22 protein-coding genes are annotated in these 23,903 nt (G+C 59.8%); 11 read left to right on the top strand and 11 right to left on the bottom strand.

What is annotated here, in order from left to right; genetic code table 11:
- Positions 1–46 precede the first annotated feature (46 nt).
- Positions 47–2,596 (top strand): putative bifunctional diguanylate cyclase/phosphodiesterase, encoded by a 2,550-nt coding sequence (locus tag ACTG2G_RS10725; protein ID WP_216947628.1) that lies wholly within the window; start codon positions 47–49, stop codon positions 2,594–2,596.
- Between the two features lie 54 nt (positions 2,597–2,650).
- Positions 2,651–3,412, top strand: coding sequence for a class I SAM-dependent methyltransferase (locus ACTG2G_RS10720; RefSeq protein WP_421387669.1), 762 nt, complete (start codon positions 2,651–2,653; stop codon positions 3,410–3,412).
- Between the two features lie 71 nt (positions 3,413–3,483).
- On the opposite strand, the gene ACTG2G_RS10715 is transcribed toward ACTG2G_RS10720, so the two are convergent.
- Genes ACTG2G_RS10715 through rhlB form a run of 3 tightly spaced genes read right to left on the bottom strand, consistent with a single transcriptional unit; the run spans position 3,484 to position 6,561 of the window.
- Positions 3,484–3,738 carry a Rho-binding antiterminator gene (locus tag ACTG2G_RS10715; protein WP_421307292.1) on the bottom strand — a complete coding sequence of 85 codons (255 nt, stop codon included), beginning with the start codon at positions 3,736–3,738 and terminating at the stop codon, positions 3,484–3,486.
- Positions 3,739–3,768: 30 nt separating this feature from the next.
- Positions 3,769–5,259, bottom strand: coding sequence for a guanosine-5'-triphosphate,3'-diphosphate diphosphatase (gppA, locus tag ACTG2G_RS10710; RefSeq protein ID WP_005342413.1), 1,491 nt, complete (start codon positions 5,257–5,259; stop codon positions 3,769–3,771).
- Between the two features lie 12 nt (positions 5,260–5,271).
- Complete coding sequence (gene rhlB / locus ACTG2G_RS10705; protein ID WP_005339414.1) at positions 5,272–6,561, bottom strand: ATP-dependent RNA helicase RhlB; 1,290 nt, start codon at positions 6,559–6,561, stop codon at positions 5,272–5,274.
- A 113-nt stretch (positions 6,562–6,674) separates the two neighbouring features.
- Here rhlB and trxA point away from each other — a divergent pair, with 113 nt between their 5' ends.
- The 7 genes from trxA to ACTG2G_RS10670 all read left to right on the top strand — a co-directional run bounded on the left by trxA (position 6,675) and on the right by ACTG2G_RS10670 (position 13,151).
- Complete coding sequence (gene trxA / locus ACTG2G_RS10700) at positions 6,675–7,001, top strand: thioredoxin TrxA (RefSeq protein WP_005339416.1); 327 nt, start codon at positions 6,675–6,677, stop codon at positions 6,999–7,001.
- 204 nt (positions 7,002–7,205) lie between these two features.
- On the top strand, positions 7,206–8,471 hold the full coding sequence (gene rho / locus ACTG2G_RS10695; RefSeq protein ID WP_005342418.1) for a transcription termination factor Rho: 1,266 nt from the start codon (positions 7,206–7,208) through the stop codon (positions 8,469–8,471).
- Between the two features lie 108 nt (positions 8,472–8,579).
- The gene (locus ACTG2G_RS10690; protein ID WP_439985414.1) at positions 8,580–9,572 is read left to right on the top strand and encodes a hypothetical protein; all 993 of its coding nucleotides are present in this window, start codon (positions 8,580–8,582) and stop codon (positions 9,570–9,572) included.
- A gap of 33 nt (positions 9,573–9,605) precedes the next feature.
- Complete coding sequence (gene ubiD / locus ACTG2G_RS10685; RefSeq protein WP_203120084.1) at positions 9,606–11,075, top strand: 4-hydroxy-3-polyprenylbenzoate decarboxylase; 1,470 nt, start codon at positions 9,606–9,608, stop codon at positions 11,073–11,075.
- A 146-nt stretch (positions 11,076–11,221) separates the two neighbouring features.
- Positions 11,222–11,920: an NAD(P)H-flavin reductase gene (gene fre / locus ACTG2G_RS10680; RefSeq protein ID WP_069556155.1), complete on the top strand. Its 699-nt coding sequence runs from the start codon at positions 11,222–11,224 to the stop codon at positions 11,918–11,920.
- Between the two features lie 219 nt (positions 11,921–12,139).
- Entirely contained in the window at positions 12,140–12,490 is a 351-nt protein-coding gene (locus tag ACTG2G_RS10675) for a hypothetical protein (RefSeq protein WP_439985413.1), read from the top strand.
- Entirely contained in the window at positions 12,465–13,151 is a 687-nt protein-coding gene (locus ACTG2G_RS10670; protein WP_439985412.1) for a sensor domain-containing diguanylate cyclase, read from the top strand. Before ACTG2G_RS10675 ends, ACTG2G_RS10670 begins: the two co-directional genes overlap by 26 nt.
- 54 nt (positions 13,152–13,205) lie before the next feature.
- On the opposite strand, the gene ubiK is transcribed toward ACTG2G_RS10670, so the two are convergent.
- Complete coding sequence (gene ubiK, locus ACTG2G_RS10665) at positions 13,206–13,463, bottom strand: ubiquinone biosynthesis accessory factor UbiK (protein WP_005339429.1); 258 nt, start codon at positions 13,461–13,463, stop codon at positions 13,206–13,208.
- A gap of 300 nt (positions 13,464–13,763) precedes the next feature.
- Here ubiK and ACTG2G_RS10660 point away from each other — a divergent pair, with 300 nt between their 5' ends.
- Positions 13,764–16,202 (top strand): VolA/Pla-1 family phospholipase, encoded by a 2,439-nt coding sequence (locus ACTG2G_RS10660; protein WP_439985411.1) that lies wholly within the window; start codon positions 13,764–13,766, stop codon positions 16,200–16,202.
- A 66-nt stretch (positions 16,203–16,268) separates the two neighbouring features.
- Here ACTG2G_RS10660 and glpG read toward each other — a convergent pair whose 3' ends face one another.
- From glpG to ACTG2G_RS10625, 7 genes are all read right to left on the bottom strand, one after another.
- Positions 16,269–17,102 (bottom strand): rhomboid family intramembrane serine protease GlpG, encoded by an 834-nt coding sequence (gene glpG / locus ACTG2G_RS10655; RefSeq protein WP_005339431.1) that lies wholly within the window; start codon positions 17,100–17,102, stop codon positions 16,269–16,271.
- Entirely contained in the window at positions 17,099–17,422 is a 324-nt protein-coding gene (gene glpE, locus ACTG2G_RS10650; RefSeq protein WP_199416331.1) for a thiosulfate sulfurtransferase GlpE, read from the bottom strand. Before glpE ends, glpG begins: the two co-directional genes overlap by 4 nt.
- Before the next feature lie 122 nt (positions 17,423–17,544).
- A complete protein-coding gene (locus ACTG2G_RS10645) occupies positions 17,545–18,246 on the bottom strand; it encodes an ABC transporter ATP-binding protein (protein WP_005342433.1) in 702 nt (233 codons plus the stop codon).
- Positions 18,247–18,256: 10 nt separating this feature from the next.
- On the bottom strand, positions 18,257–19,030 hold the full coding sequence (gene livG / locus ACTG2G_RS10640; protein ID WP_005339435.1) for a high-affinity branched-chain amino acid ABC transporter ATP-binding protein LivG: 774 nt from the start codon (positions 19,028–19,030) through the stop codon (positions 18,257–18,259).
- Positions 19,027–20,295 (bottom strand): high-affinity branched-chain amino acid ABC transporter permease LivM, encoded by a 1,269-nt coding sequence (locus ACTG2G_RS10635; protein WP_005355922.1) that lies wholly within the window; start codon positions 20,293–20,295, stop codon positions 19,027–19,029. Before ACTG2G_RS10635 ends, livG begins: the two co-directional genes overlap by 4 nt.
- On the bottom strand, positions 20,295–21,221 hold the full coding sequence (gene livH, locus ACTG2G_RS10630) for a high-affinity branched-chain amino acid ABC transporter permease LivH (RefSeq protein WP_005339439.1): 927 nt from the start codon (positions 21,219–21,221) through the stop codon (positions 20,295–20,297). The genes ACTG2G_RS10635 and livH overlap by 1 nt, the downstream gene beginning before the upstream one ends.
- Before the next feature lie 66 nt (positions 21,222–21,287).
- Positions 21,288–22,409, bottom strand: coding sequence for a branched-chain amino acid ABC transporter substrate-binding protein (locus ACTG2G_RS10625; RefSeq protein ID WP_439985410.1), 1,122 nt, complete (start codon positions 22,407–22,409; stop codon positions 21,288–21,290).
- 434 nt (positions 22,410–22,843) lie between these two features.
- On the opposite strand from ACTG2G_RS10625, the gene ACTG2G_RS10620 reads away from it, so the two are divergent.
- Complete coding sequence (locus ACTG2G_RS10620) at positions 22,844–23,848, top strand: substrate-binding domain-containing protein (protein WP_005355925.1); 1,005 nt, start codon at positions 22,844–22,846, stop codon at positions 23,846–23,848.
- The last annotated feature ends 55 nt before the right edge of the window (positions 23,849–23,903 follow it).

Genomic DNA, 23,903 nt, shown 5'->3' with positions numbered 1-23,903 from the left:
TCAGTAGAGTCGTGTTCTAACCTTCAAGGAGAGAAAGCCACTTGCCATGAGGCGAGCACTCGATTCCGTCTATCAAATCATCTCCAGTCTGGCTCATTCGAGCGGCCAGGGATATTTCGATACCTTTGTGAGTGAAATCGCCGCTGCTGTGATGGCTGATGTCGTCCTGATCGCCAGCAGGGAATCAAATGCTTCCCATCTTACGGTTCAGGCTGCCCATCCCTCCTCTCTTGACCCTGATACCCTGACGCTGCCAATCACTGATTCTCCCGATGCCATTACCTGGCAGGAGGGGGAAGCCTGGTTCAGCGATCGTCTGTTGCAGCTGTTCCCCGCGATGCCGCTTGCCGATGCGTGGCAAGCCCAGGCCTACGCCGGGATCGCCCTCAAGGATGCGGATGGCGAGACCATAGGTATCTGCTGCCTGCTCTATCGTCAGCCGCAGGCCAATATGACCAAGGTGATGGGGCTGCTCCGGTTGCTGGGGCCGCTGGCCGGTCGTGAACTGGCGCTGATGCTGCAACGCCAGCTGCCACAGCTCTTGCCTGATACCCCTCATGTGCTGCAGAGCATGCTGTTTCAGGCCCCGGTGGGGATCGGCAAACTCGATCTCACCGGCCGCATTCTTTGGGCCAACCCGGCCATCGAGAAGATGCTGGGTTATCCCCTCGACGAGCTGCTTCATCGCTCCATTTCCGACATAAATCACCCGGAGGATTGGCAGCGCAGCCTTGAGTGCTACGAAGAGATCCGGCGCGGCGAGCGCAGCAGTTTCACCCAGGAGAAGCGCTACTTCTGCAAGGGGGGCGAGATCCTGTGGGGGCGGGTAACTGTCACCCTGATCCGCGACGAGCAGCAGCAGCCGGACTACCTGATGGTGCTGCTGGAGAATATCGATCCCCTCAAGCGTCATGCGGAGCAGCTCAAGCTCTCTCACCGGGTCTACGACAACCTCTCCGAAGCGATTCTGGTGTGCGATGCCGACAGCCGCATCATCTCGGTCAACCCGGCCTTCGAGCAGATCACCGGCTACAGCAGCGACGAGGTGCGGGGCCAGCGTCCCAGCATGCTCAAGTCCGGGCTGCACGATCAGACCTTCTATGCCGACATGTACCATGCGCTGGAGCGGGTGGGGGTGTGGCGTGGCGAGGTGTGGAACAAGCGCAAGAACGGCAAGCTCTATCCGCAGCAGCTGATGATCAGCACCCTGCGCGAAGCCGGCAAAATCCAGCAATATATCGCCATTTTCAGCGATCTTTCCCAGACCAAGGTGGCCGAGCAGAAGATCGCTACCCAGGCCAACTACGACAATCTCACCAGCCTGCCCAACCGCTGGCTGTTTGGCCGCTGCCTCACCCGCTTCTGCGAGCGGGGTGAGCGCTTCGCGCTCATGGTGCTCGACCTCAACAACTTCAAGGCGGTCAACAACAGCATGGATCACCATGCTGGCGATGCCCTGCTGCGGGAGGTGTCGGATCGACTGGTGAGCCGGGTGCGCACCGAAGATTTGGTGGCCCGTATCGGTGGCGACGAGTTCGCGTTTCTGGTGCCCGGCATCGTCACCCGCCGTCAGGCCGAGGTGTTTGCCAAGCAGGTGATCGGCAGCTTTGCCCGCCCCTTTATGCTGGCCAACCAGCACCTCTATGTGACCGCGACCATCGGCATGACTCTCTGTCCGGTCGACGGCAGCGAGAGCGATGAGCTGCTGCGCAATGCCGAACAGGCGCTGTTTGCGGCCAAGCGGCAGGGGCGGTTGCTTGGTGCTTACTGCTCATCCATGCGGGAAGAGGTGCGCCAGCGCCACCAGATGCAGCAGGATTTGGCCGAAGCGATCAAGCTGGAGCAGCTGACCATGGCCTACCAGCCCATCTGGGACAATCGCAGCGGACGGGTCGCCAAGCTGGAGGCGCTGGTGCGCTGGTATCACCCCCACTGGGGACAGGTCTCCCCTGCCGAGTTTATTCCGCTGGCGGAAGAGGCGGGATTGATTCAGGGGCTGGGGGCGCTGGTATTGTGGCAATCGTGCCGGGATCTGGCGCGGTTGCAGCAGTCCGGTTTCCCGGATCTGCAGATGTCGATCAACCGCTCCACCATGGAGTTCCAGACCATCGACCCCGAGGCGAGCGAGTGGCTCAAGGTGATCCAGCACTTCGGGCTCGATCCTGCCGACATCGTCATCGAAATCACCGAATCTCTGCTGATGGAGAGCAGCGATCAGCACAGAGTGCGGATCGATGCCCTGCGCGAGGCGGGCTGCAAGCTGGCCATCGACGATTTTGGTACCGGCTACTCGGCCCTCAACTATCTGCGTACTTTCCCGGTCGATCTGGTCAAGATCGACCGCTCCTTCGTGCGCCATATCCCCTTCAACGAGCAGGATAGGATGCTGCTCGACGGCATCATCAACATAGTGCACAACCTCGGCATGCAGGTGGTGATAGAGGGGGTAGAGACCCGTGAGCAGCTCAACTTCCTCTGCCAGAAAGGGTGTGCCTTCACCCAGGGTTATCTGCTCAGCCGCCCGCTGGCCTATGACGATCTCATCGATTACCTCGCCCTTAACCGTCAGGGGATGAACCTCACCGTCGTGAGCTGATCCACCGCTTCTGTTATCATGGCCGCTTCTGTACGTGCCATGAGTCTGTCCCCTATGCCCCATATTCAGGTTTTCAGTGAAGTCCCCGCCCGTGATGGCGAGCTCGACGCCCTGCGTTTACGCCTTGCCAACGTGGAGTTTCCGGCTCCGTTTGCGCTGGTACTGACTGAAGAGAGGCTGGAACTGCGCAAGCTGGATGAGCCCAAGCTGGGTGCCGTCTATGTGGACTTCGTGGAAGGGGCGGTGGCACATCGTCGCAAGTTTGGTGGTGGTCGCGGTCAATCCATCGCCAAGGCAGTGGGGCTCAAGGCCGGTGCTACACCAACCGTGGTGGATGCCACTGCCGGGCTGGGGCGTGATGCCTTCGTGCTCGCCTCCCTCGGTTGCAAGGTGACCCTGATCGAACGCAGCCCTGTGGTGGCTGCTCTGTTGCAGGATGGGCTGGCGCGGGCGGCACAGGATCCCGAGATTGGCCCCTGGGTCAGCGAGCGGATGCACCTGCTGCAAGGCCCGGCGGTGGACAATCTGCTGGCGCTGCCGGAGCGGCCCGAGGTGATCTACCTCGACCCTATGTTCCCGCACAAGCAGAAGTCGGCGCTGGTGAAAAAAGAGATGCGGGTGTTTCAGTCGCTGGTGGGACCGGATCTTGATGCTGATGCTCTGCTGCCAGCTGCGCTTCAAATGGCAGAGAAGCGGGTGGTGGTGAAACGACCCGACTACGCCGGCTGGCTCAATGAACAGAAGCCGAGCATGGCCATCGAAACCAAGAGCAACCGCTTCGATGTCTATGTGATGGCGGCGCTGGCGGCGAGTTAACGGTCGGTGCGAGTCGCAGATGCAAAAAAGGAGGGCCAACGTCATGTTGGCCCTCCTTTTTCGTATTGGATTCAGTCGGTTGGCGCGAAGCGGATCAGCTTCTCTTCCCCTTGCCAGTTCAGGCGCAGGGTCGCCAGTTCTGCCAGACTGAGCCGCTCGCCACTGTACAGCAGCAGATACTCGACCCCTTCGCTGGCTTCGATGGTGCGGATCTTGTCATCCCGCTGGCGACTATCGCGGCTGGTGAGGGTCACCGGCAGTTGCCAGCTGGCAGCAATTTCGAGCCAGTCGTAGAGATCGCAGCTGATGGGTTGATAATCCGGCATGATCGGCTCCAAAACAGCCAAGTTGCTGAGTCAGGCTTCCTGTACGCGGGTCGGCCAGCCCATCTTCTGCTGGCGTTCCACTTCAAAGCGCAGCTCGCTGGCGCGCAGGTAGTGTTCATCCATCCAGCCCTTGGGCAGGGTCAGGGTCAGTGACTCCTCTTCTGCCTGCAGGGTGAAGCTGGGCACTGTGCCCTGGGTGCGGCGCATGCAGAGGATCAGCGCGATGCGCAGGATACGGGCCAGCCGGATCGCCTGACGACCGGTGACTGCACCCTGCTTTTCCAGCGGTTCCAGCTTGAATTCGTCCCGCTGGTTGAACAGCAGGGCCGACAACAGCTTCTTTTGCGCAGGGGTAAAGCCCGGCATGTCGATGTTGTCGATGATGTAGGCGGCGTGTTGCGGCGCCTTCTTGTACTCGATACAGAGGCCGATCTCGTGCAGCAGGGCGGCATAACGCAAGATTGGGCGACCGTAGCGTTTGGAGAGTCGCCAAGCCGGTTGCAGCTGGTTGAACGCCTCGACAGCGGTATCGCGCACCCGTTCGGCGTGCTCTTTATCCAGCTGATAGCGGCTGATCAGGCTGTCGGCGGTACGATCCCGGGCATCACAGTCGTGATTGTTGCCCAGCAGACCGTAGATCAGTCCTTCACGCAGGGCGCCACCCGCCAGCGTCATGCTCTCGATATCGAGGGTTTCGAAGATGGCGATCAGGATGGCGAGGCCGGAGGGGAACACGGTCAGCCGCTCGGCCGCCAGTCCTTCAAGCTGCAGCCGGTCGAGCTTGCCGCAGGCGATGGCCTGACCCATCAGCTCCTGCAGTTTCGGCAGGGTGACCCGTTCGCTCTTCCCTTGCGCCAGCATGATCTCTTGCAGCGCCTGCACCGTGCCGGAGGCGCCGACACAGGTACGCCAGCCAAGGGCACGGTAATCATCCGCCACCTTCTCCAGCACCGCCTTGGCGGCAGCAATCGCCTGCTCAAAACGGGCTTCGGAGAGCTCGCCATCACCGAAGTGATTGTTGAGCCAGGTAACGCAGCCCATGTGCAGGCTGTTGAGCAGTTTTGCTTCGCTATGTTCGCCGATCACCAGTTCGGTACTGGCGCCGCCGATGTCTATCACCAGCCGGTTGCCTTCCCCGGCAGAGGTCCAGGAGACCCCTTCATAGATGGTCTTGGCCTCTTCCTCGCCCGAGATGATCTCGATGCTGTGGTTGAGTACCCGTTCCGCTTCGCTGAGGAATTCGTCGACGTTGGTAGCAAGCCGCAAGGTTGCGGTGCCCACCACCCGGATATTGTCGGCCGGAATGTCCTGCAACTGTTCGGAGAAGAGACGCAAACAGTCCCAGCCCCGCTCCATGGCGGCACGGCTTAGGCGAAATTCCGGATCGAGCCCGGCTGCGAGGCGAACCTTGCGCTTGACCTTGGCGACGGTGCGCAGGGCACCGGCGACCTCGCGCACCACCAGCATATGAAAGCTGTTGGAGCCGAGGTCGATAGCGGCATAGAGAGGCGAGTTGTGCAACGGGCCTATCCTTTAGCTTTTGCGCGGCGGACGACGACGGTTGTTGCTGTTGCCACCGCCCTGGCGATCCCGCATGTTGCGGTTCACCGGCTGACGGTTGCGGAACACCCGTTTCGGCGGGGTCACGTCATCCAGCAGCGCTTCGCGATCATATTTGCTGACCGGAATGGCGTGGTGGATGTACTCCTCGATGGCCGGCAGGTTGAAGGCATAGTCTTCACAGGCCAGGCTGATGGAGTGACCGCTCTTGCCGGCACGACCGGTACGACCGATACGGTGTACATAGTCTTCGGCGTCGTCGGGCAGGTCATAGTTGAAGACGTGGGTCACGTCAGGGATGTGCAGACCACGGGCGGCCACGTCGGTGGCGACCAGAATATCGAGCGCACCCTTGGTGAAATCCTCGAGGATCTTCATCCGCTTCTTCTGCGGCACGTCACCGGTCAGCAGACCGACGCGGTGGCCGTCGTTTTCCAGCCAGGCATGGACGTCTTCACAGACGTGCTTGGTGTTGGCGAAGACGATGGCTTTTTCCGGCCACTCCTCTTCCATCAGGGAGAGCAGCAGCAACATCTTGTCTTCATTGGAGGGGTAGAACAGCTCCTCCTTGATCCGCACGCCGGTCATCTGCTCCGGCTCTACCTGCACATGTTCCGGGTGGTTCATGTGTTCGTAGGCCAGCTCCTGCACACGCAGGGAGAGGGTGGCGGAGAACAGCATGCTCAGACGCTCGGTCGCGGGCGGCATGCGGCGGAACAGGAAGCGGATGTCCTTGATGAAGCCCAGATCGAACATGCGATCCGCTTCGTCCAGTACCACGACCTGAATGTTGCTCAGATCGATCACCTTGGACTTGAAGTAGTCGATGATGCGGCCAGTGGTGCCGATCAGGATGTCGACGCCCTGCTCCAGCACGGCCAGCTGCTTGTCGTAACCTTCGCCACCGTAGGCGAGGCCGAGTTTCAGGCCGGTAGAGGCGGCGATGCTGTCGGCATCGTTATAGATCTGTACTGCCAGTTCCCGGGTGGGTGCCATGATGATGGCTCTGGGTTGATTAACCAGACGGGGCTTGGTCAGCGGGTGAGTAAGAAGATAGTTGAAGGTGGCGGCCAGAAAGGCGATGGTTTTGCCGGTGCCTGTCTGTGCTTGCCCGGCGAGGTCATGGCCCTCTACCAGCAGTGGCAGAGACAGTGCCTGGATGGGCGTGCAATAGTGAAATCCCTTTGATTCCAGACCAGCCAGAACTTCGGGTTCGAGGCCCATTTGGGCGAATTTGTCGGTCGTTAAGTGTGTTTTGCTCATGGCGGTAGGTTATCAGGTTAGGCTTGCAATAATAAACAGGATCATTTCAAATAGGGCAACTATTGCCTTTGTTGATATGTCAATAAAGCCTTAATTACTGACTGGAGTTGGAGATGAGTGACAAGATTGTTCAGCTGAGCGATGCCAGCTTCGAGGCAGATGTAATCAAAGCCGATGGCGCCGTTCTGGTCGACTTCTGGGCCGAGTGGTGTGGTCCGTGCAAGATGATTGCCCCGATCCTGGAAGAAGTTGCCCAAGAGTACGAAGGTCGCGTGACCGTAGCCAAACTGAACATCGACCATAACTCTGATACTCCGCCCAAGTACGGCATTCGTGGTATCCCGACCCTCTTGCTGTTCAAGAATGGCGAAGTGGCAGCGACCAAGGTCGGTGCACTGTCCAAGACTCAGCTGAAAGAGTTCCTGGACGGCAACCTGTAATAATTAAAGAGGAGCGCATTGCAATAATGCGCTCCTTGTGTTTTATCACCTAGACGCTCATCCCGATTGGTGCTAGTTTATCGCTCGTTTGCTAACCTTTTTGCCTGACTCTTTGCTAACCACAGCCTGGCAATCAAATCCGATCAGCATCAATCCAGCAGACTGTCTCCTCATTTCAATCCTTGCTTACAGACTTTCACCACTATGAATCTGACTGAATTAAAGAACACTCCTGTGTCCGAGCTGGTCAAGCTTGGCGAATCCATGGGGTTGGAAAATCTGGCTCGGGCGCACAAGAAAGACATCATTTTTGCCATCCTCAAGGCGCACGCCAAGGGTGGTGAAGATATCTTTGGCGACGGTGTGCTGGAAATCCTGACCGATGGTTTCGGCTTCCTGCGCAGTGCAGACGGCTCCTATCTGGCAGGCCCTGACGATATCTACGTCTCCCCGAGCCAGATCCGCCGCTTCAACTTGCGTACCGGCGATACCATCTCCGGCAAGATCCGGCCACCGAAAGAGGGCGAACGCTACTTCGCACTGCTCAAGGTCAACGAGGTCAACTACGACCGCCCGGAAAACTCCCGCAACAAGATCCTGTTTGAAAACCTTACCCCTCTGCATGCCAACGAACGTCTGCGTATGGAACGGGGTAACGGCTCTACTGAAGATATCACCGCCCGTGTACTGGACCTGGCTTCCCCCATCGGTAAAGGCCAGCGTGGCCTGATCGTGGCGCCGCCCAAGGCCGGTAAGACCATGCTGCTGCAGAACATCGCCCAGAGCATCGCCTACAACCACCCAGACTGTGAACTGATCGTTCTGCTGATCGACGAGCGTCCGGAAGAAGTGACCGAGATGCAGCGCATGGTGAAGGGCGAAGTGATCGCTTCCACCTTCGACGAGCCTGCTTCCCGTCACGTTCAGGTTGCTGAAATGGTGATCGAGAAGGCCAAGCGTCTGGTCGAGCACAAGAAAGACGTGGTGATCCTGCTGGACTCCATCACCCGTCTGGCCCGTGCCTACAATACCGTTATCCCGTCATCCGGCAAAGTACTGACCGGTGGTGTGGACGCCAACGCCCTGCACCGTCCCAAGCGCTTCTTCGGCGCCGCGCGTAATGTGGAAGAGGGCGGCAGCCTGACCATCATCGCCACCGCGCTGATCGATACCGGCTCCAAGATGGATGAAGTCATCTACGAAGAGTTCAAGGGTACCGGCAACATGGAACTGCACCTCTCGCGCAAGATTGCCGAGAAGCGTGTCTACCCGGCCATCGACATCACCCGCTCCGGCACCCGCAAGGAAGAGCTGCTGACCACTGGTGACGAGCTGCAGAAGATGTGGATCCTGCGCAAGATTGTCCACCCGATGGGCGAGATCGACGGTATCGAGTTCCTCATCGACAAGCTGGCGATGACCAAGACCAACGACGAGTTCTTCGACGCCATGCGGCGCCAGCAGAAGTAAGTCCGGTCAGAAAATGACGAAACCGCGGCCTTGGTCGCGGTTTTTGTTTATCTGTTTTCCGGTTGCCCTAGTAGTATGAGATCCCGATGTCGCATGGATGGAGACGTCATGAAGCCTGTTGTCTGGTTATTGCTGGGATTGCTGAGTGCAATGCCAGTCTGTGCGCAGAGTGCTCCGGCTACGGCGACAGCCGAGACGCTGCAGACGCATCGGCACTATCTGGCGAGCCGTCTGCAGCAAGGACAATTTGCCGCCATCGACTCTCTGCTGGCGACCCTGAGCCGCGAGCAGCGGGAGTTCCTGCTGTTGCAGCTGCTGCGGGATATTCCGGTTACCGCTCCTGCGTCCCCCGCGTTGCAACGCTGGGTCGAGGCACAGGCCGACAAGGCTCCAGAGTGGCTGCAGGAGCAGCTGGTAGACGGTTTTCTGGTGCAGCAACCTGTCTATGATTTTGCCGCGCAAGCCCGTCAGTTGCTGGGGGAGTGGCAGCTGCAATCACTGATGCAGCGCTATCGGCAGCAGCTTGCCCAGGGCAGCTTCCAGCTAAAGTCCATCTACTACAGCAGTAACCCCGATCTCGCCATGCAGCAGCAAGCCCTGTTGCTGGCCCTCGACACCTTGCCGCAACCGATCTGGATGCGGGAGGCGCAAGTGCTGGCCAGCCAGAATATCTATCTGCCCGACAATCACCTGTTGTTCCATCTGTTGCAGCGCACCGGGGAACCGGCGCTCTATAGCATGCTGTGGCGGCGGCCAGCAGATCAGGATGCGCTGCGTGCACTCTCTACCATCAATCGCTTCCATCACGGCAGTGCTGCCAGCGATCTGCTGATTGCCGCCAGTGGCAACGAGGGGTTGAAGGGGGCCGCCCTGCGCCAACTGAGCGCGCTCTCGCCCTTGCCGCCGCAGGCCCAGAAATACCTGCTGGCGGAACTCTCCAACCGTCAATACGGGGCGCTGGTGGCCGGTCTGTTGATGGAGGTGGACGAGCCCCAGCTGCTCTCTGCGCTGGCCAGACGCCTCGGCCAGCGTGACATGCCACCCATTGCACCGAGTCTGCTACCCGATTCGGGTACACCCGATGGGCAGCCAGGGTTATAATGCGTGACCTCCTGAACCCGGTTGGGAACTTGCATGAAATACAAGGATTTGCGTGATTTCATCGCGCAGCTGGAACAAAACGGACAACTCAAGCGCATCACCCGCGAGATAGATCCCTATCTGGAGATGACCGAGATCAGCGACCGCACCCTGCGTGCGGGTGGCCCGGCTCTGCTGTTCGAAAATCCCAAAGGCTACACCATGCCGGTGCTGACCAACCTGTTCGGTACCCCGGATCGGGTTGCCATGGGCATGGGCCAGCCCGATGTGGGCGCCCTGCGTCAGGTCGGGGTCTGGCTCTCCTATCTCAAGGAGCCCGAGCCGCCCAAGGGATTCAAGGAGCTGATGGAGAAGCTGCCGATCTTCAAGCAGGTGCTCAACATGCCGACCAAGCGCCTCTCTTCCGCCCCCTGCCAGCAGGTGGTGCAGGAGGGAGATGCGGTCGGTCTCGACCAGATCCCGATCCAGCACTGCTGGCCGGGTGATGTGGCGCCGCTGGTTACCTGGGGTCTCACCATCACCCGCGGCCCCTACAAGAAGCGGCAGAACCTCGGCATCTACCGCCAGCAGAAGATCGGCAAGAACAAGCTGATCATGCGCTGGCTGGATCATCGTGGTGGAGCCATCGATTTTCGCGAGTGGCAGGAGGCCCATCCGGGCGAGCGCTTCCCGGTGGTGGTGGCGCTTGGTGCCGATCCGGCGACCATTCTCGGTGCTGTTACGCCAGTGCCGGATACCCTCTCCGAATACGCCTTTGCCGGTCTGCTACGTGGTAGCCGTACCGAGGTAGTAAAGGCCATCAGCTGTGATCTGGAGGTGCCCGCCAGCGCCGAGATCGTGCTGGAAGGCTATCTGGAGCCGGGCGAGATGGCGCCGGAAGGCCCTTATGGCGACCACACCGGCTACTACAACGAGGTGGACGAGTTCCCGGTCTTTACCATCACCCACATGACGATGCGCAAGGATGCCATCTATCACAGCACCTATACCGGCCGTCCGCCCGATGAGCCGGCGGTGCTGGGTCTGGCGCTGAACGAGGTGTTCGTGCCGCTGCTGCAGAAGCAGTTCCCCGAGATCGTGGACTTCTATCTGCCGCCGGAGGGGTGCTCCTACCGGATGGCGGTGGTCACCATCAAGAAGCGTTACCCGGGCCACGCCAAGCGGGTGATGCTGGGGGTCTGGTCTTTCCTGCGCCAGTTCATGTATACCAAGTTCGTGGTGGTGTGTGATGACGACGTCAACGCCCGCGACTGGAAGGATGTGATCTGGGCCATTACCACCCGGATGGATCCGGCCCGTGATACCACCCTGATCGAACACACCCCGATCGACTATCTGGATTTCGCCTCGCCGGTCTCCGGCCTCGGCTCCAAGATGGGGCTGGATGCTACCAACAAGTGGCCGGGGGAGACCAATCGCGAGTGGGGTCAGCCCATCGTGCAGGATGAGGCGGTGAAGCAGAAGATCGATGCCATCTGGGATGAGTTGAATATCCTCGGTTGAGGCGAAAATGGCCCGTTTGCTGCAAAAATGGATGAGATCCGCAGCGATTTGGGTATCCTCGACGAATGGGGCCAGCAGTGCTGGTCATCACCTGACAGTGAAACAATGAGCGAAGCGGGTCGAGCGAACCCGCCACAAGGACAAGAATGCAACGTATCAAATGCCGCGTAGAGGAACTGCGCGAATATGTCGACACCATCTGGCATGTGGCCCTGGCGCCGCAGCAAGCGATCAGCTTCAAGCCGGGCCAGTATCTGCTGGTGGTGATGAGCGATTCGGACAAGCGCCCCTTCTCCATCGCCAACTCGCCGACCCGCCCGGGCGTGCTGGAGCTGCAAATCGGTGCTACTCCCGAGAACGCCTACGCCGGTCAGGTGCTGGCCCGCATGCGCGAGCAGGGGGAGATCGAGGTCGAATTGCCGGCTGGCAAGGCGTTCCTGCGCGATGAATCCCCCCGTCCGCTGATCCTGATGGCGGGCGGCACCGGTTTCTCTTACGCCCGCTCCATTCTGGAGTACCTGATCGACACGGGCAGCAAGCGTCCGGTGTTCTTCTACTGGGGTGTGCGTCAGGCTCACTGGCTCTATGAGCTGGAGCAGATGCAGCAGTGGGAGCGTGACTATGCACCGCTCACCTTTATTCCGGTGGTGCAGGAGCCTGAGGCTGACTGGACCGGCAAGAGCGGGCTGGTGCACAAGGCGATCATGGATGACTTCGTCAGCCTCCACGACTACGACATCTATGTCGCCGGCCGTTTCGAGATGGCGGGTGCCGCGCGGGAGGAGTTCAAGATCCTCGGCGCCGAGCCTGAGCGCATCTTTGGTGATGCCTACGAATTTATCTGACGGGATCCCCGCTTGGATGACGCAGCCCCCGGTTTTGCCGGGGGCTTTTGTTTTTGTGGCTCCCGCAGTACCGGATCGTACCGAAGAGTTGGATTATCGCGGCGTTATCCCATTATTTTTCAATATATTGGCTATGAATGGCTACTAATCGAGCCTAGCTGATGGCATCTTTGTGGGGGATTGACAAGAGAATCCATAGAGCAAGCACAAGGAGGCGCAGTGTTGAGTGAAGAGGGCAGGGCATCTGCGGAGGATGACAGGGGAGAGCCCGGCTCTGTCGAGCGGGTCGCAACGCTGATCCCGTGCCCTCATGGCGGTGAAATAGCCCGTTTGCAGGCAGAGATCGCTGCTTTGAAGCATGAAAACGGCCTGTTGCAGGAGAAGCTCAATGCCGCCCTCGATGGCACCGGCATCTGTCTCTGGCAGGGCACTATTCCCACTGGCGAGCTGCGGGTCTTCAACCTGCAGAACTTTCAGGCCGGTGACATGGCCCCTCATTTCGATCAGTGGAGCGCTAAGCCATCCCGACGATCGCGCCCATGCCATGGGCAGCTACTTTGCCCACCTTGAGGGGAAAACCCCCTTCTATGAAGCCGAATACCGCACCATCAACCCGCAAGGCGAGGTCACCTGGCTGTGGGATCGGGGCCGGGTCGTCGATCGGGATGGCGATGGCAAGCCGCTGAGGATCATGGGCTCCCATATCGATATCACCCAACGCAAGGCTTATGAGCAGCGACTGGCGGAGCGTGCCAACAGCGACGCGCTGACCGGTTTGCTCAACCGGCAGGGGTTTGGCAAGGCGTTTGCCCAGCTGCAGCCGCAAGGAGCGGGGGCGCTGCTCTTTATCGATCTGGATGATTTCAAGGGGATCAACGACCAGCTTGGGCACGCTTGCGGCGATCTGGTGTTGCAGCAGATGGCGGACTGGTTGCGCCTCATCATGCCGGGCTCGGCGCTATGCGGCCGTTACGGCGGCGACGAGTTTGTGGTGCATCTGCACCGGGATGTGTCGAGCCATGGCCTGGCGCAACTGGCTGACGCCCTGATCAGCCGGATGCACGGCTATGTGCCCAAACCCGGTTGCCCGCAACGGGTGGGGCTGAGTATCGGCATCGCCCTGTGGGAGGAGGAGCCATTGAGCTTCCGGCAGGCATTGGAGGTGGCCGACCGTGCCATGTATGAGGCCAAGGCGCGCGGCAAGCGAGCTTGGTATCTGCTTCAGGTGTGATGGTTTTTACAGGCTCAATTCAAAGCAAAAACCCCAGCCGAGCTGGGGTTTTCGTTATTCGCCTTTGGCGCCGAGCTGTTGCTCGAGCTGAGCCAGCTTGCTTTCGAGGGCGGCCAGTTTTTCACGGGTACGCAGCAGCACCTTGGTCTGTACGTCGAACTCTTCGCGGCTGACCAGATCCAGCTTGCCCAACTGGGCTTGCAGTACCTGACGCATCTTCTTCTCGGCCTCTTCACCCATGCTGCGGATGCCGGGCGGCAGGGAGTTGTGCACCTGCTTGGCGATCTCTTCCAGTTTCTTCGGGTCGATCATGATGTCCTCCTTAAGCGTTGGCGGACATTCTACCGACAATTCCCTCACTTTGCCGAGATCGCGGCGGCTTTTTAGTCGTGATGGTGCCCGCTGGCTGGTCGGGTCTGGTGATGGGGCCACAACTGCTACCCTTGCGCCCCTTTGTTAACCTGAAACCATGACATGCACCACAAAGCTGAGCCGGAACTGTCCGGCATGAGTCTTATGTGATGTTGGTTTTATGTTAACGTCTTGCAGTCGAGGTCGTGATGACCCCGTTGGCTTGTGATGGATAACAACCTTATAAAAAGAGAATAAAAAATGAAGAAGAAGCTAATTTATGCAGCTGTTGTCAGCGCCCTGCTGGCCGGATGTGGTGGAGATGACAACAAGGGAGACACCACCAGCTCCCTCGATTATGCCCTGAGTGGTGCCAGTGGTCTTCGCCCGAGTGTACTGGCTCCCCGTGCCAGCGATGGTACCCTGAAGTTTTCGACAGAAACGGCAGATTTGTCGAACCCGGTATCTGCTCTCTCTACCCTGGATGGCTGGTCAACCACCCAACCCGTCCAGCTGGTAACGGCGACCGTGACCGGTGTCTCTGTGCCGGCACCGGGGGCCAGCGAGTATGCCTCTGCCGTTGCGCCCCTCTACCTGCTCGAGCTCACGCTGGATCCTGATACTCTGCAACCCAACGGAGTCAAGGGCGGCAAGCCACTGGTTTATGGGACCGACTTTGTGGTCACCGGCGGGGACGGCAAGCTTAATCTGGTTCCGCTCAAGCCGCTCAATCCCTCTTCTTACTACATGATCGTGGCGACCGATGCCCTCAAGGACAGTCGCGGCACACCGCTCAAGGCGGGAGGCGATTACAGCAGCTTCAAATCGGCAGCTGGCGCAACCACTCAGGAGCAGACCATCAACGGCCTGATCTCGCTGCAGGAAGGTCTGTTCAAGGCGGCCACCGGGATCACCAGCGATCGGGTGATCTTCTCCGACTGGTTTGCCACCCAATCTGGTGCCGATGTGCTGCTGGCGGTGAAGGGGGCTGCAGCTAAGGTAGTCGAAAATGGTCTGGATGCTGCGTTCGTCTGGAAACAGGACGCCAGGGGCAACACCAGCCTGCCGGCAACCTATACCATCAACGGTCTTAATGGCGGGGTGGATTTTCTGACCCAGCTGGCGAATGAGCAATTCTTGCCGCAGAAAGATCGTGATGCGATTGCTGCCGCTGTGGCGGCTAATGGCACCCTAAACGGAGTTGCAGCGGTGACCAAGGTGTATACCGGTACCGTCAAACTCCCTTACTTCCTCTCTACGCCTGCGGTGGCTGGCTCCTGGGACAATGCCAAGACCCAATCCTGGCACGGCGCTATTCCCAGCCTCTATGCCATCGCCAATGCTATGAAGGCGGGTGATAGCGAAGTGGTTAGTGGATTGATTGGCGCTGGTGTTGAGCCGGCCAAGTTAGCAGCACTGATCGCTGACCCGACCCGCCAGAGCGAACTGCTCGATGAGGCGAGCCAGCTGATCGGGGTGAGTCTCACTTCCGGCGGCAAGCCGCTCGATGCCGAGCGCAATATCGGCCGTTTCAACCCGTTGCCGACCCTGACAGAAGTACAATCGGTACCGCTGCGGATCTTCGCACCGACGACCAACTTGAGCACTGTCACTGATGTGATCATCTATCAGCACGGAGTCACCTCCATCAAGGAGAACGCCTATGCGCTGGCGCTGGGCCAGATAGGTGCTGGGTTAGACCCATCAGTGAACAAGGTGGTCGCTGTGGTGGTGATCGATCATCCGCTGCACGGCGAACGTGGCTACGCCTTGAGCGGCAGCATGGATACCGTCACCACCTCCGGGAATCCGACTCCCTATCTGAATCTGGGTTATCTGACGGTGGCGCGAGACAACCTGAAACAGAGCGTGGCCGATCTGCTTGGCCTTCGGCTAGCTGTCGGTCTGGCCAATGCCAAGGGGCTGGGTGGCCAATTGGGTGGTGCTGGTCTGAAGGTGCATTTCCTCGGTCACTCACTCGGTGCCATTACCGGGGCCAATCTGCTGGCGGTGGCCAACCAGAAAATGGGTAACGCCGCTGATAGCATGTTCGAGTTTTCAACCGGTGGTCTGTCGATGCCGGGTGGCGGCATCGCCCCGCTGCTGCTCAACTCGCCGAGCTTCGGGCCGACCATCAAGATGAGCGTGCTCACCTCGGGCAGTCCTGAGTTGAAGGCCGGGTTTGAGGCTTATGCTCCCGGTTGCCAGACGGCGGTGCCGACCTGTTTCGTGAACGAGTTCCTGCCCAGTCTGGATGCGGCTACTCAGGCGGGGGCTGCGAGCACCTTGCAGAGCTATACCTTTGCCGCCCAGTCAGTGCTGGACTCTGCCGACCCGATCAATCTGGGCAGTGGCGTCGCCAAGAGCTTCCCGCTGTTCGCCACCGAAATTGTTGGTGATGGGGCGCTCAGCTTACCGGATCAGGTGATCCCCAACAGCATCGCCTCCGCGCCTTTGGGTGGTACCGAGCCGCTGTTCCGGGTACTGGGTTTGCAAGAGCTGAAGGGTTCCGGCGTGCTCCCGGCGGGTCACCATGCTGCGCGCTTCCTGAAAGGGGGCCATAGCTCGCTGCTGGCCCCTGACGAGAACTTTGATCCGACTGGCGCGGTCACCACCGAGAGCCAGACCCAGTTCGCCAGCTTCTTTATGAGTGGCGGTGCGGCGGTCAAGGTGACTGACGACACCCTGCTCAAGCAGTAACTGCGCAGACCATAAGCAAACGCCGCCCTTCGGGGCGGCGTTCTCGTTTCTGAAACTGCTGAATAATCAGGTCGGCTGGTGGTTGCGATCCAGCCAGCCTTGCAGCAGGCCGACCAGCAGACCGGTCAGGTGGGCGATGTTGGCGGTGCTGGTTCCGAGCATGTCGAAGAAGCCGAGCACCATCCAGAACAGCATAAAGCCCATCAGCGCCGGTGGCAGAGTCAGGCCACAGGCCGGTTGCAGCTTGCTGCGCAGCCAGCAGTAGCCGAGCAGGGCATAGACCACGCCGGAGAGGCCGCCAAACAGCGGGCCGCTGGCGAAGAACTCGGCGATATTGGGCAGGGCGGCGCCCACCAGCAGCAGGATCAGCAGCTTGCCGCTGCCGAGGCGCTGTTCGATCTGGCCGCCGAGATACCACCACCACAGCAAGTTGAACACCAGATGGAGCACCGAGAAGTGAATCAGGGCGGGGGTGAAATAGCGCCACGCCTGCCAGTCGGTGAACTGGGCCAGTGTCGGGTGGAAGGCCAGTTCATCGTAGATGGGCAGGCCGATGGCCTCGATCCCGTAGATGGCGAGGCAGGCGATGATGACCACCAGCGTCAGTGGCCCCGCCTGATGGAGGAAGTCGGTGATGGGATCCGTCATCCCCTTGCTGTAGTCGATGCGGGCATCGGCGCGGCCGGATTGCCAGGAGGCCTCCATGTAGCGCGGGTGGCCCGGCTCGGCCAGAAAGCGCTTCACCTCCAGCTGGGCCTGAGCGAGGCGTTGCTCGTCCGCCAGCCAGATGGTGACCCCCAGCTCGGACTGGGTCAGCTCGCAGGAGATGCCCAGGGTCGCCAGATAGTCCACCAGCGCCTGTGCCATGCGGGCGTTGTCGAGCACCAGCAGCTGGATCATGCCTCGCCTGCCTCGATGGGAAACTCCCGGCGCCACGCTTCGAAGCCGCCATCCAGACTGTAGACCTCGTCATAACCCTGTTGCAGCAGGTATTGGGCCGCCCCCTGACTGCTGTTGCCGTGATAGCACATCACGATGACCGGGGTATCGAAATCCACTTCGTTCATAAAGCGCACCAGGGTGCCGTTGGTGAGGTGGAAGGCGCCGACCGCGTGGGCCGCTTCAAAGGAATGCGGGTCGCGAATATCCACCAGACGGGCTTCACCCGCGCTCAGTTTCTGGTGGGCATCATGGGCATTGATATGGGCAAACTGGTCCATCGGGATGTCCTGCGAATAGGTTGATTACGGGCCAGTGTACCGCAAGCTGTGGCGCAAACTAACCCCACAAAAGATAAGGGAGCCAGCGGCTCCCTTGTTGATATGGCATGCGGGTGAGTGGGTTAACCGCCCAGATAAGCCTGCCGCACCGCCGGGTTGGCCAGCAGGGCGGCGCCCGTGTCTTGCAGCACCACGTGGCCGTTCTCCAGCACATAGCCGCGGTCGGCCAGCTTGAGCGCCTGGTTGGCGTTCTGCTCCACCAGAAAGATGGTCATCCCCTTCTGCCGCAACTGTTCGATGGTGTCGAAGATCTGCTGGATGACGATGGGGGCCAGCCCCAGCGAGGGTTCATCCAGCAGCAGCAGGCGCGGTTTGCTCATCAGGGCGCGGCCGATGGCCAGCATCTGCTGCTCGCCGCCGGACATGGTGCCCGCCCGTTGTTGCAGGCGTTCGTGCAGGCGCGGGAACAGGGTAAACACCTGATCCAGCAGGCCATGCTGCTCGGCCTTGTCGACGAAGAAGGCGCCCATCAGCAGGTTCTCTTCCACCGTCAGGCGGGCGAAGATGCGGCGCCCCTCCGGCACCACGGCGATATCCTTGCGCATGATGCGGGCGGTGGTGAGGGAGCTGATCTGTTCCCCCTCAAACCAGATGGAGCCGCTGCTGGGCTTGGGTTCGCCGCAGAGGGTCATCAGCAGGGTGGTTTTGCCTGCGCCGTTGGCACCGATCAGGGTGACGATTTCACCCTCTTTCACCTCGACGCTGACATCGTGCAGTGCCTGAATTTTGCCGTAGTGGGTCGATACGTTGCGAAGTTCTAACATCTTTTTGTCCTTACGACTCGCCCAGATAGGCCTTGATCACTGCCGGATTATTGCGGATTTCATCCGGCTTGCCATGGGCCAGCGGGGTGCCCTGGCTGACCACGAAGATGCGGTTGGAGATACCCATCACCAACTTCATATCGTGTTCGATCAGCAGCACCGAGACCCCAAATTCGTCCCGCAGGCTCATGATGAGCTCATCCAGCTCGTCGGTCTCCTTCGGGTTGAGGCCGGCGGCCGGTTCATCCAGCATCAGCAGCTCGGGACGGGTCGCCATGCAGCGGGCGATCTCGAGGCGGCGCTGCTGACCGTAGGCCAGGTTGCCGGCGGCGCGGTTGGCGAGATCCTTGAGCCCCACTTTATCCAGCCAGAAGGCGGCCCGCTCCAGCCCCTCCTGCTCCGCCCGGCGGAAGGCTGGGGTCTTGAACAGACCTGCGATAAAGCTGGTGTTGAGGTGCTGGTGCTGGGCTACCAGCAGGTTCTCCACCGCCGTCATCTCCTTGAACAGCCGCACGTGCTGGAAGGTACGCACAATCCCCTTGCGGGCGATGAGGTGGCCGGGCAGCCCCTGGATCTCCTCACCCTTGTAGCGGATGGTGCCGCCGCTCGGACAGTAGAAACCGGTCAGGCAGTTGAAGATGGTGGTCTTGCCCGCGCCGTTGGGGCCGATGATGGAGATCACCTCGCCCTTGTCGATATCCAGTTTTACCCCGTTGACGGCCAGCAGGCCCCCGAAGCGCATCGACAAATCAGATACTTCCATTAACTTCTGATGTGTACTCATTTCTTCAACTCCAGATGCGGACGGGTCATCGGCAGCAATCCTTGTGGCCGCCAGATCATCATGAACACCATCAAGAGGCCGAACATCAGCATGCGGTACTCGTTGAATTCGCGGGCCAGCTCCGGCAGTACCGTCATCACGATGGCGGCTAGCACCACCCCGATCTGGGAGCCCATGCCCCCCAGCACCACAATCGCCAGCACGATGGCCGACTCGATAAAGACGAAGGATTCCGGGCTGATAAAGCCCTGCCGCGAGGCAAAGAAGCTGCCGGCAAAGCCCGCGAAGGTAGCGCCTATGGTGAAGGCGGTCAGCTTGATGATGGTGGGGTTGAGCCCCAGCGATTTGCAGGCGATCTCGTCTTCCCGCAGCGCTTCCCAGGCGCGGCCCAGTGGCATGCGCAGCAGGCGGTTGATGACGAACAGGGTCACCACCACCAGCACCAGCGCCATCAGGTAGAGGAAGATCACCTTGTGGTTGGCGTTGTAGGTAATGCCGAAGAAGTTATGGAAGGTATCAAAGCCCCCATCCTTGACGGTGCGGTTGAATTCCAGCCCCCCTAGGGTCGGCTTGGGGATGCCGGAGATCCCGTTCGGGCCGCCGGTCAGGGTGGTCATGTTGTTGAGCAGGATGCGGATGATCTCGCCAAAACCCAGAGTGACGATGGCCAGATAGTCCCCCCGCAGCCGCAGCACCGGGAACCCGAGCAGGAAGCCGAAGGTGGCGGCCATCAGCCCGGCGATGGGCAGGCACTCCCAGAAGCTTAGCCCGAAGTAGGTGTTGAGCAGGGCATAGCTGTAGGCTCCGACCGCGTAGAAGCCGACATAGCCGAGATCGAGCAGACCGGCGAGGCCGACCACCACGTTCAGCCCCAGCCCCAGCATGATGTAAATCAGGGTGAGGGTGGCGAGATCGATGGCGCCGCGAGAGGCCATAAAGGGCCAGCTCACCGCAAACAGCAGCACCAGCACGGCGGTGAGGTTATAGAGCTTGGGCGCCTCTTCCGGGCTCGGTAGCACCAGCTTGGTGAAGCCGACCGAGAAGCCGCTGATGGAGGCCTGAAACAGCTTGGCGATCTGGCCGCGCAGCATCTGGAACCAGAAAACGAGGGTGGCGCCCCCCAGCAGCCAGGCCAGCGATACATCGAGGCGGCTCACTACCTGCAGGCTGGAGCCATCGGTCTCCAGCTTGAAGCCGAGCAGCCAGAAAGAGAGCACCAGCAGCACCAGGCTGGCGATACAGGCGTGGATAAATTGATGTTTCATCACACTTTCTCCACTTCCGGACGACCCAGAATGCCGGTCGGCATAAAGAGCAGCACAAAAATGAGCAGGGCAAACGCCATCACATCCTTGTACTCGGTGCTGAGATAACCGGCGGTGAGCGCTTCAACCACCCCCAACAGCAGGCCGCCCAGTACGGCGCCCGGAATGCTGCCGATACCGCCCAGCACTGCGGCAGTGAAGGCCTTCAGACCGGCCATAAAGCCGAGGTAGGGGTTGATGACGCCGTAATACATGCCGAGCAGTACCCCGGCGACGGCGGCCAGCGCGGCCCCCAGCACGAAGGTGATGGAGATGACTACATGGGTGTCTATCCCTAACAGGTTGGCCATCTTGATATCTTCCGAACAGGCGCGGCAGGCGCGGCCCATGCGGGAGCGGCCGATGAACTGGGTCAGCGCCAGCATGGTGATGAAAGTCACCACGAAGATGATCAGCTGCATATAGGAGAGGCTGGCCTGAAAACCATCCTCACCCCCCAGGGTCCAGCCACCGGAGATCAGGCTGGGCATGGCGATATCCCGCGAGCCCTGTGCCATCCGCATCATGTTCTGCAAGAAGATCGACATACCGATGGCGGAGATAAGGGGGATCAGCCGGTTGCCACCGCGCAGTGGCCGGTAGGCGACCCGCTCGATGCTCCAGCCATAGGTGCCGGTGATGATGATACTGACCAGGAAGGCGCCCCCCAGCAGTAGAAAGGTGCTGTCGATGCCCATCATCATGAGCCCCGCCATCACCATGAAAGCGACATAGGAGCCGATCATGTAAACCTCGCCGTGGGCGAAGTTGATCATGCCGATGATGCCATAGACCATGGTGTAGCCAATGGCGATCAACGCATAGGTGCTGCCTATGGTTAATCCGTTCAGCAGTTGCTGAACGAGATAAAGGAGGTGTTCGGACATACTGCGTTCCCTGTACTTGCCCGCAAAGAGAGGAGGGGGTGAGCGTACTCACCCCCGATCGGCAGATTATTTGACTTGGCTGGAAGTACCGTCAGCGTGCCACTGGAACACACCGAATTCGAAGCCTTTCAGGTCACCGTTAGGTGCCCAGGTCAGGGGGCCCATCACGGTATCGATCGGTGCGGCCTTGATGGCGGCGGCAACGGCGGCCGGGTCATCTTCACCCGCCTTGGCGATACCGGCAGCCAGGCTCTGCACCGCGGCATAGGTGGTCCAGACGAACGGGCCGGAGGAGTCCTGACCCTTGGCCTTGAACGCTGCGACCAGCGGGGCGTTGGCAGGTACCAGATCGTATTTGCTCGGCAGGGTCACCAGCAGGCCTTCGGAAGCCGGGCCGCCGATGGCGGAGATATCCTTGTTACCCACCCCTTCCGGGCCCATGAACTTGGCTTTCAGCCCCTTCTCGCCAGCCTGACGCAGGATCAGGCCCAGCTCAGGGTGATAGCCGCCGTAGTAGACGAAATCGACGTTCTCTTTCTGCAGTTTGGCGATCAGGGCGGAGAAGTCCTTGTCACCGGCGGTGATCCCTTCATAGGCCACCACCTTCACGCCAGCCTTGTCGAGTGCGGCTTTGACGCTGGAGGCGATACCTTCACCGTACTGCTTCTTGTCGTGGATAACGGCCACGCGCTGGGGTTTGACCTGCTCGATGATGTACTTGGCGGCAGTCGGGCCCTGATCGCTATCCAGACCGATGGTGCGCAGGGTCAGCTGGTAACCGCGTTCGGTGATCTTGGGGTTGGTGGAGGCGGGGGTAACCATCAGGATCCCCTCGTCTTCATAGATGTCGGAGGCGGGCAGGGTGTTGTCGGAGCAGAGGTGACCGACCACGAACTTGACGCCATCATTTACCACCTTGTTGGCGATGGCTACCGCCTGCTTGGGATCACAGGCATCGTCATAGATGACGGCTTCGATCTGCTTGCCATTGATGCCGCCAGCCTTGTTGATCTGCTCGACCGCCATCTTGCCGCCGGTGAACTGCATGTCCCCGTACTGGGCAACCGGGCCGGTGAGCGGGCCTGCGATACCTATCTTGATGGTGTCTGCCGCGTGTGCGATGGAGATCGATCCAAACAGAGCCAAAGAAACCGCTGCGCTTACTGTAATTTTGCTCAACTTATGCATTGATTCGTCCCTTAATCAGTGGATTGTTTCATTTACGAGTGCCATTCCGGATCGACATCCCGTGCATCCGGCTATAGGTATGGTTCTATCATTCCTCACGGGGCAATAACAAGCTGTTAAAGATACTAACCAGAGGGGGTGGGGTGGGCTTATTTTGAAATAAATGACCTATTATTTGTGTTTAATTGGAATTTAGTATCGATTGTTCGCCTTAACATCTTGGTAACCAGAGGTGATTATGATGAAGCACAGAGGATTAGTCTGGTGATATTTTACTCTGATGGTGCTCCCATTTTGACCATTAATCGTTTGCGCAAACAGAAATGAGCGCCTAAATTAGCCGGCATTGACAATTCCGTGGCAGAGCCCGTTAAAACCAAGCCTTTATTCGGGAAATCTGCTAATGTTCCGCCTTTGACAGTCAGGAGACAGAGATGGCCACTATCAAGGATGTCGCCTCGCGCGCAGGCGTATCCATCTCCACCGTCTCACATGTGCTCAACCACACTCGGCGGGTCAGCGAAGACGCGACCCAGAAAGTGATTGAGGCGGTGGCAGAACTCAACTACGCGCCCAACTCGGTAGCGCGCAGTCTTAAGATAAATTCGACCAAGACCATTGGCATGCTGGTGACCACCAGCGTAAACCCCTTCTTCGCGGAAGTGGTGCAAGGGGTTGAAGCGTACTGCTTCGAACAGGGCTACAGCCTAATCCTCTGCAACACCGAAAACCAGCCGCCTCGCCAACAGCATTACCTGAGAATGCTGATGGAAAAACGGGTGGATGGTCTGCTGGTATTGGGGACCGATATCGACACTCCGTTGCGCGACATGCTGCGCATCCACAAGAACGTGCCGCAGGTGGTACTGGATTGGGGGACGGAGTGCGATTTCGCCAACGTCATCAACGACAACGCCCGCATCGGCGCCCGCATGGCCGTACGCCATCTGCTGGAGCTGGGGCACCGCGACATCGTCTGCATCACTGGCCAGCTCTCCAAGCCGACCACCCAGCAGCGACTGGATGGGGTACGTGATGCGCTGGGCGAACACGGTCTGACCCTCAAAGATGAACAGGTCTTTGAAGGGGACTACGAGAGCCAGAGCGGCTTCGATGCCATGCAGCGCATCTTGGCCCTGCAGCCTCGTCCGACTGCGGTCTTTGCCTTCGATGACCCCATGGCGATCGGCGCGATTTGCGCTGCCTGGGAAGCGGGAGTCAAGGTGCCGGACGATATCTCCATCATCGGCTACGACGATGTGGAGATGGCGCGCTTCTCCAGCCCGCCGCTGACCACCATCCGTCACCCTAAGGCCGAACTGGGCCAGCTGGCGGTGAAGCATCTGGTCAGCCGGATCCGCAACAAGGAGCTGGAAGTGGAATCGATGACGGTACAGCCGGAGCTGATCGTCCGTCGCTCGGTCAAACCGTTGCGTTAATCCGCACCCGTTGCCAACACGAAAAACCCCCTCTGTCACGAGGGGGTTTTTGTTT

Origin of the sequence: Aeromonas sp. 55A, assembly GCF_051919665.1 — a bacterium.
GTDB lineage: Bacteria > Pseudomonadota > Gammaproteobacteria > Enterobacterales > Aeromonadaceae > Aeromonas > Aeromonas veronii.
The sequence above is the reverse complement of the archived record's forward strand: the minus strand, read 5'-3'. Positions and strand labels throughout refer to the sequence as shown.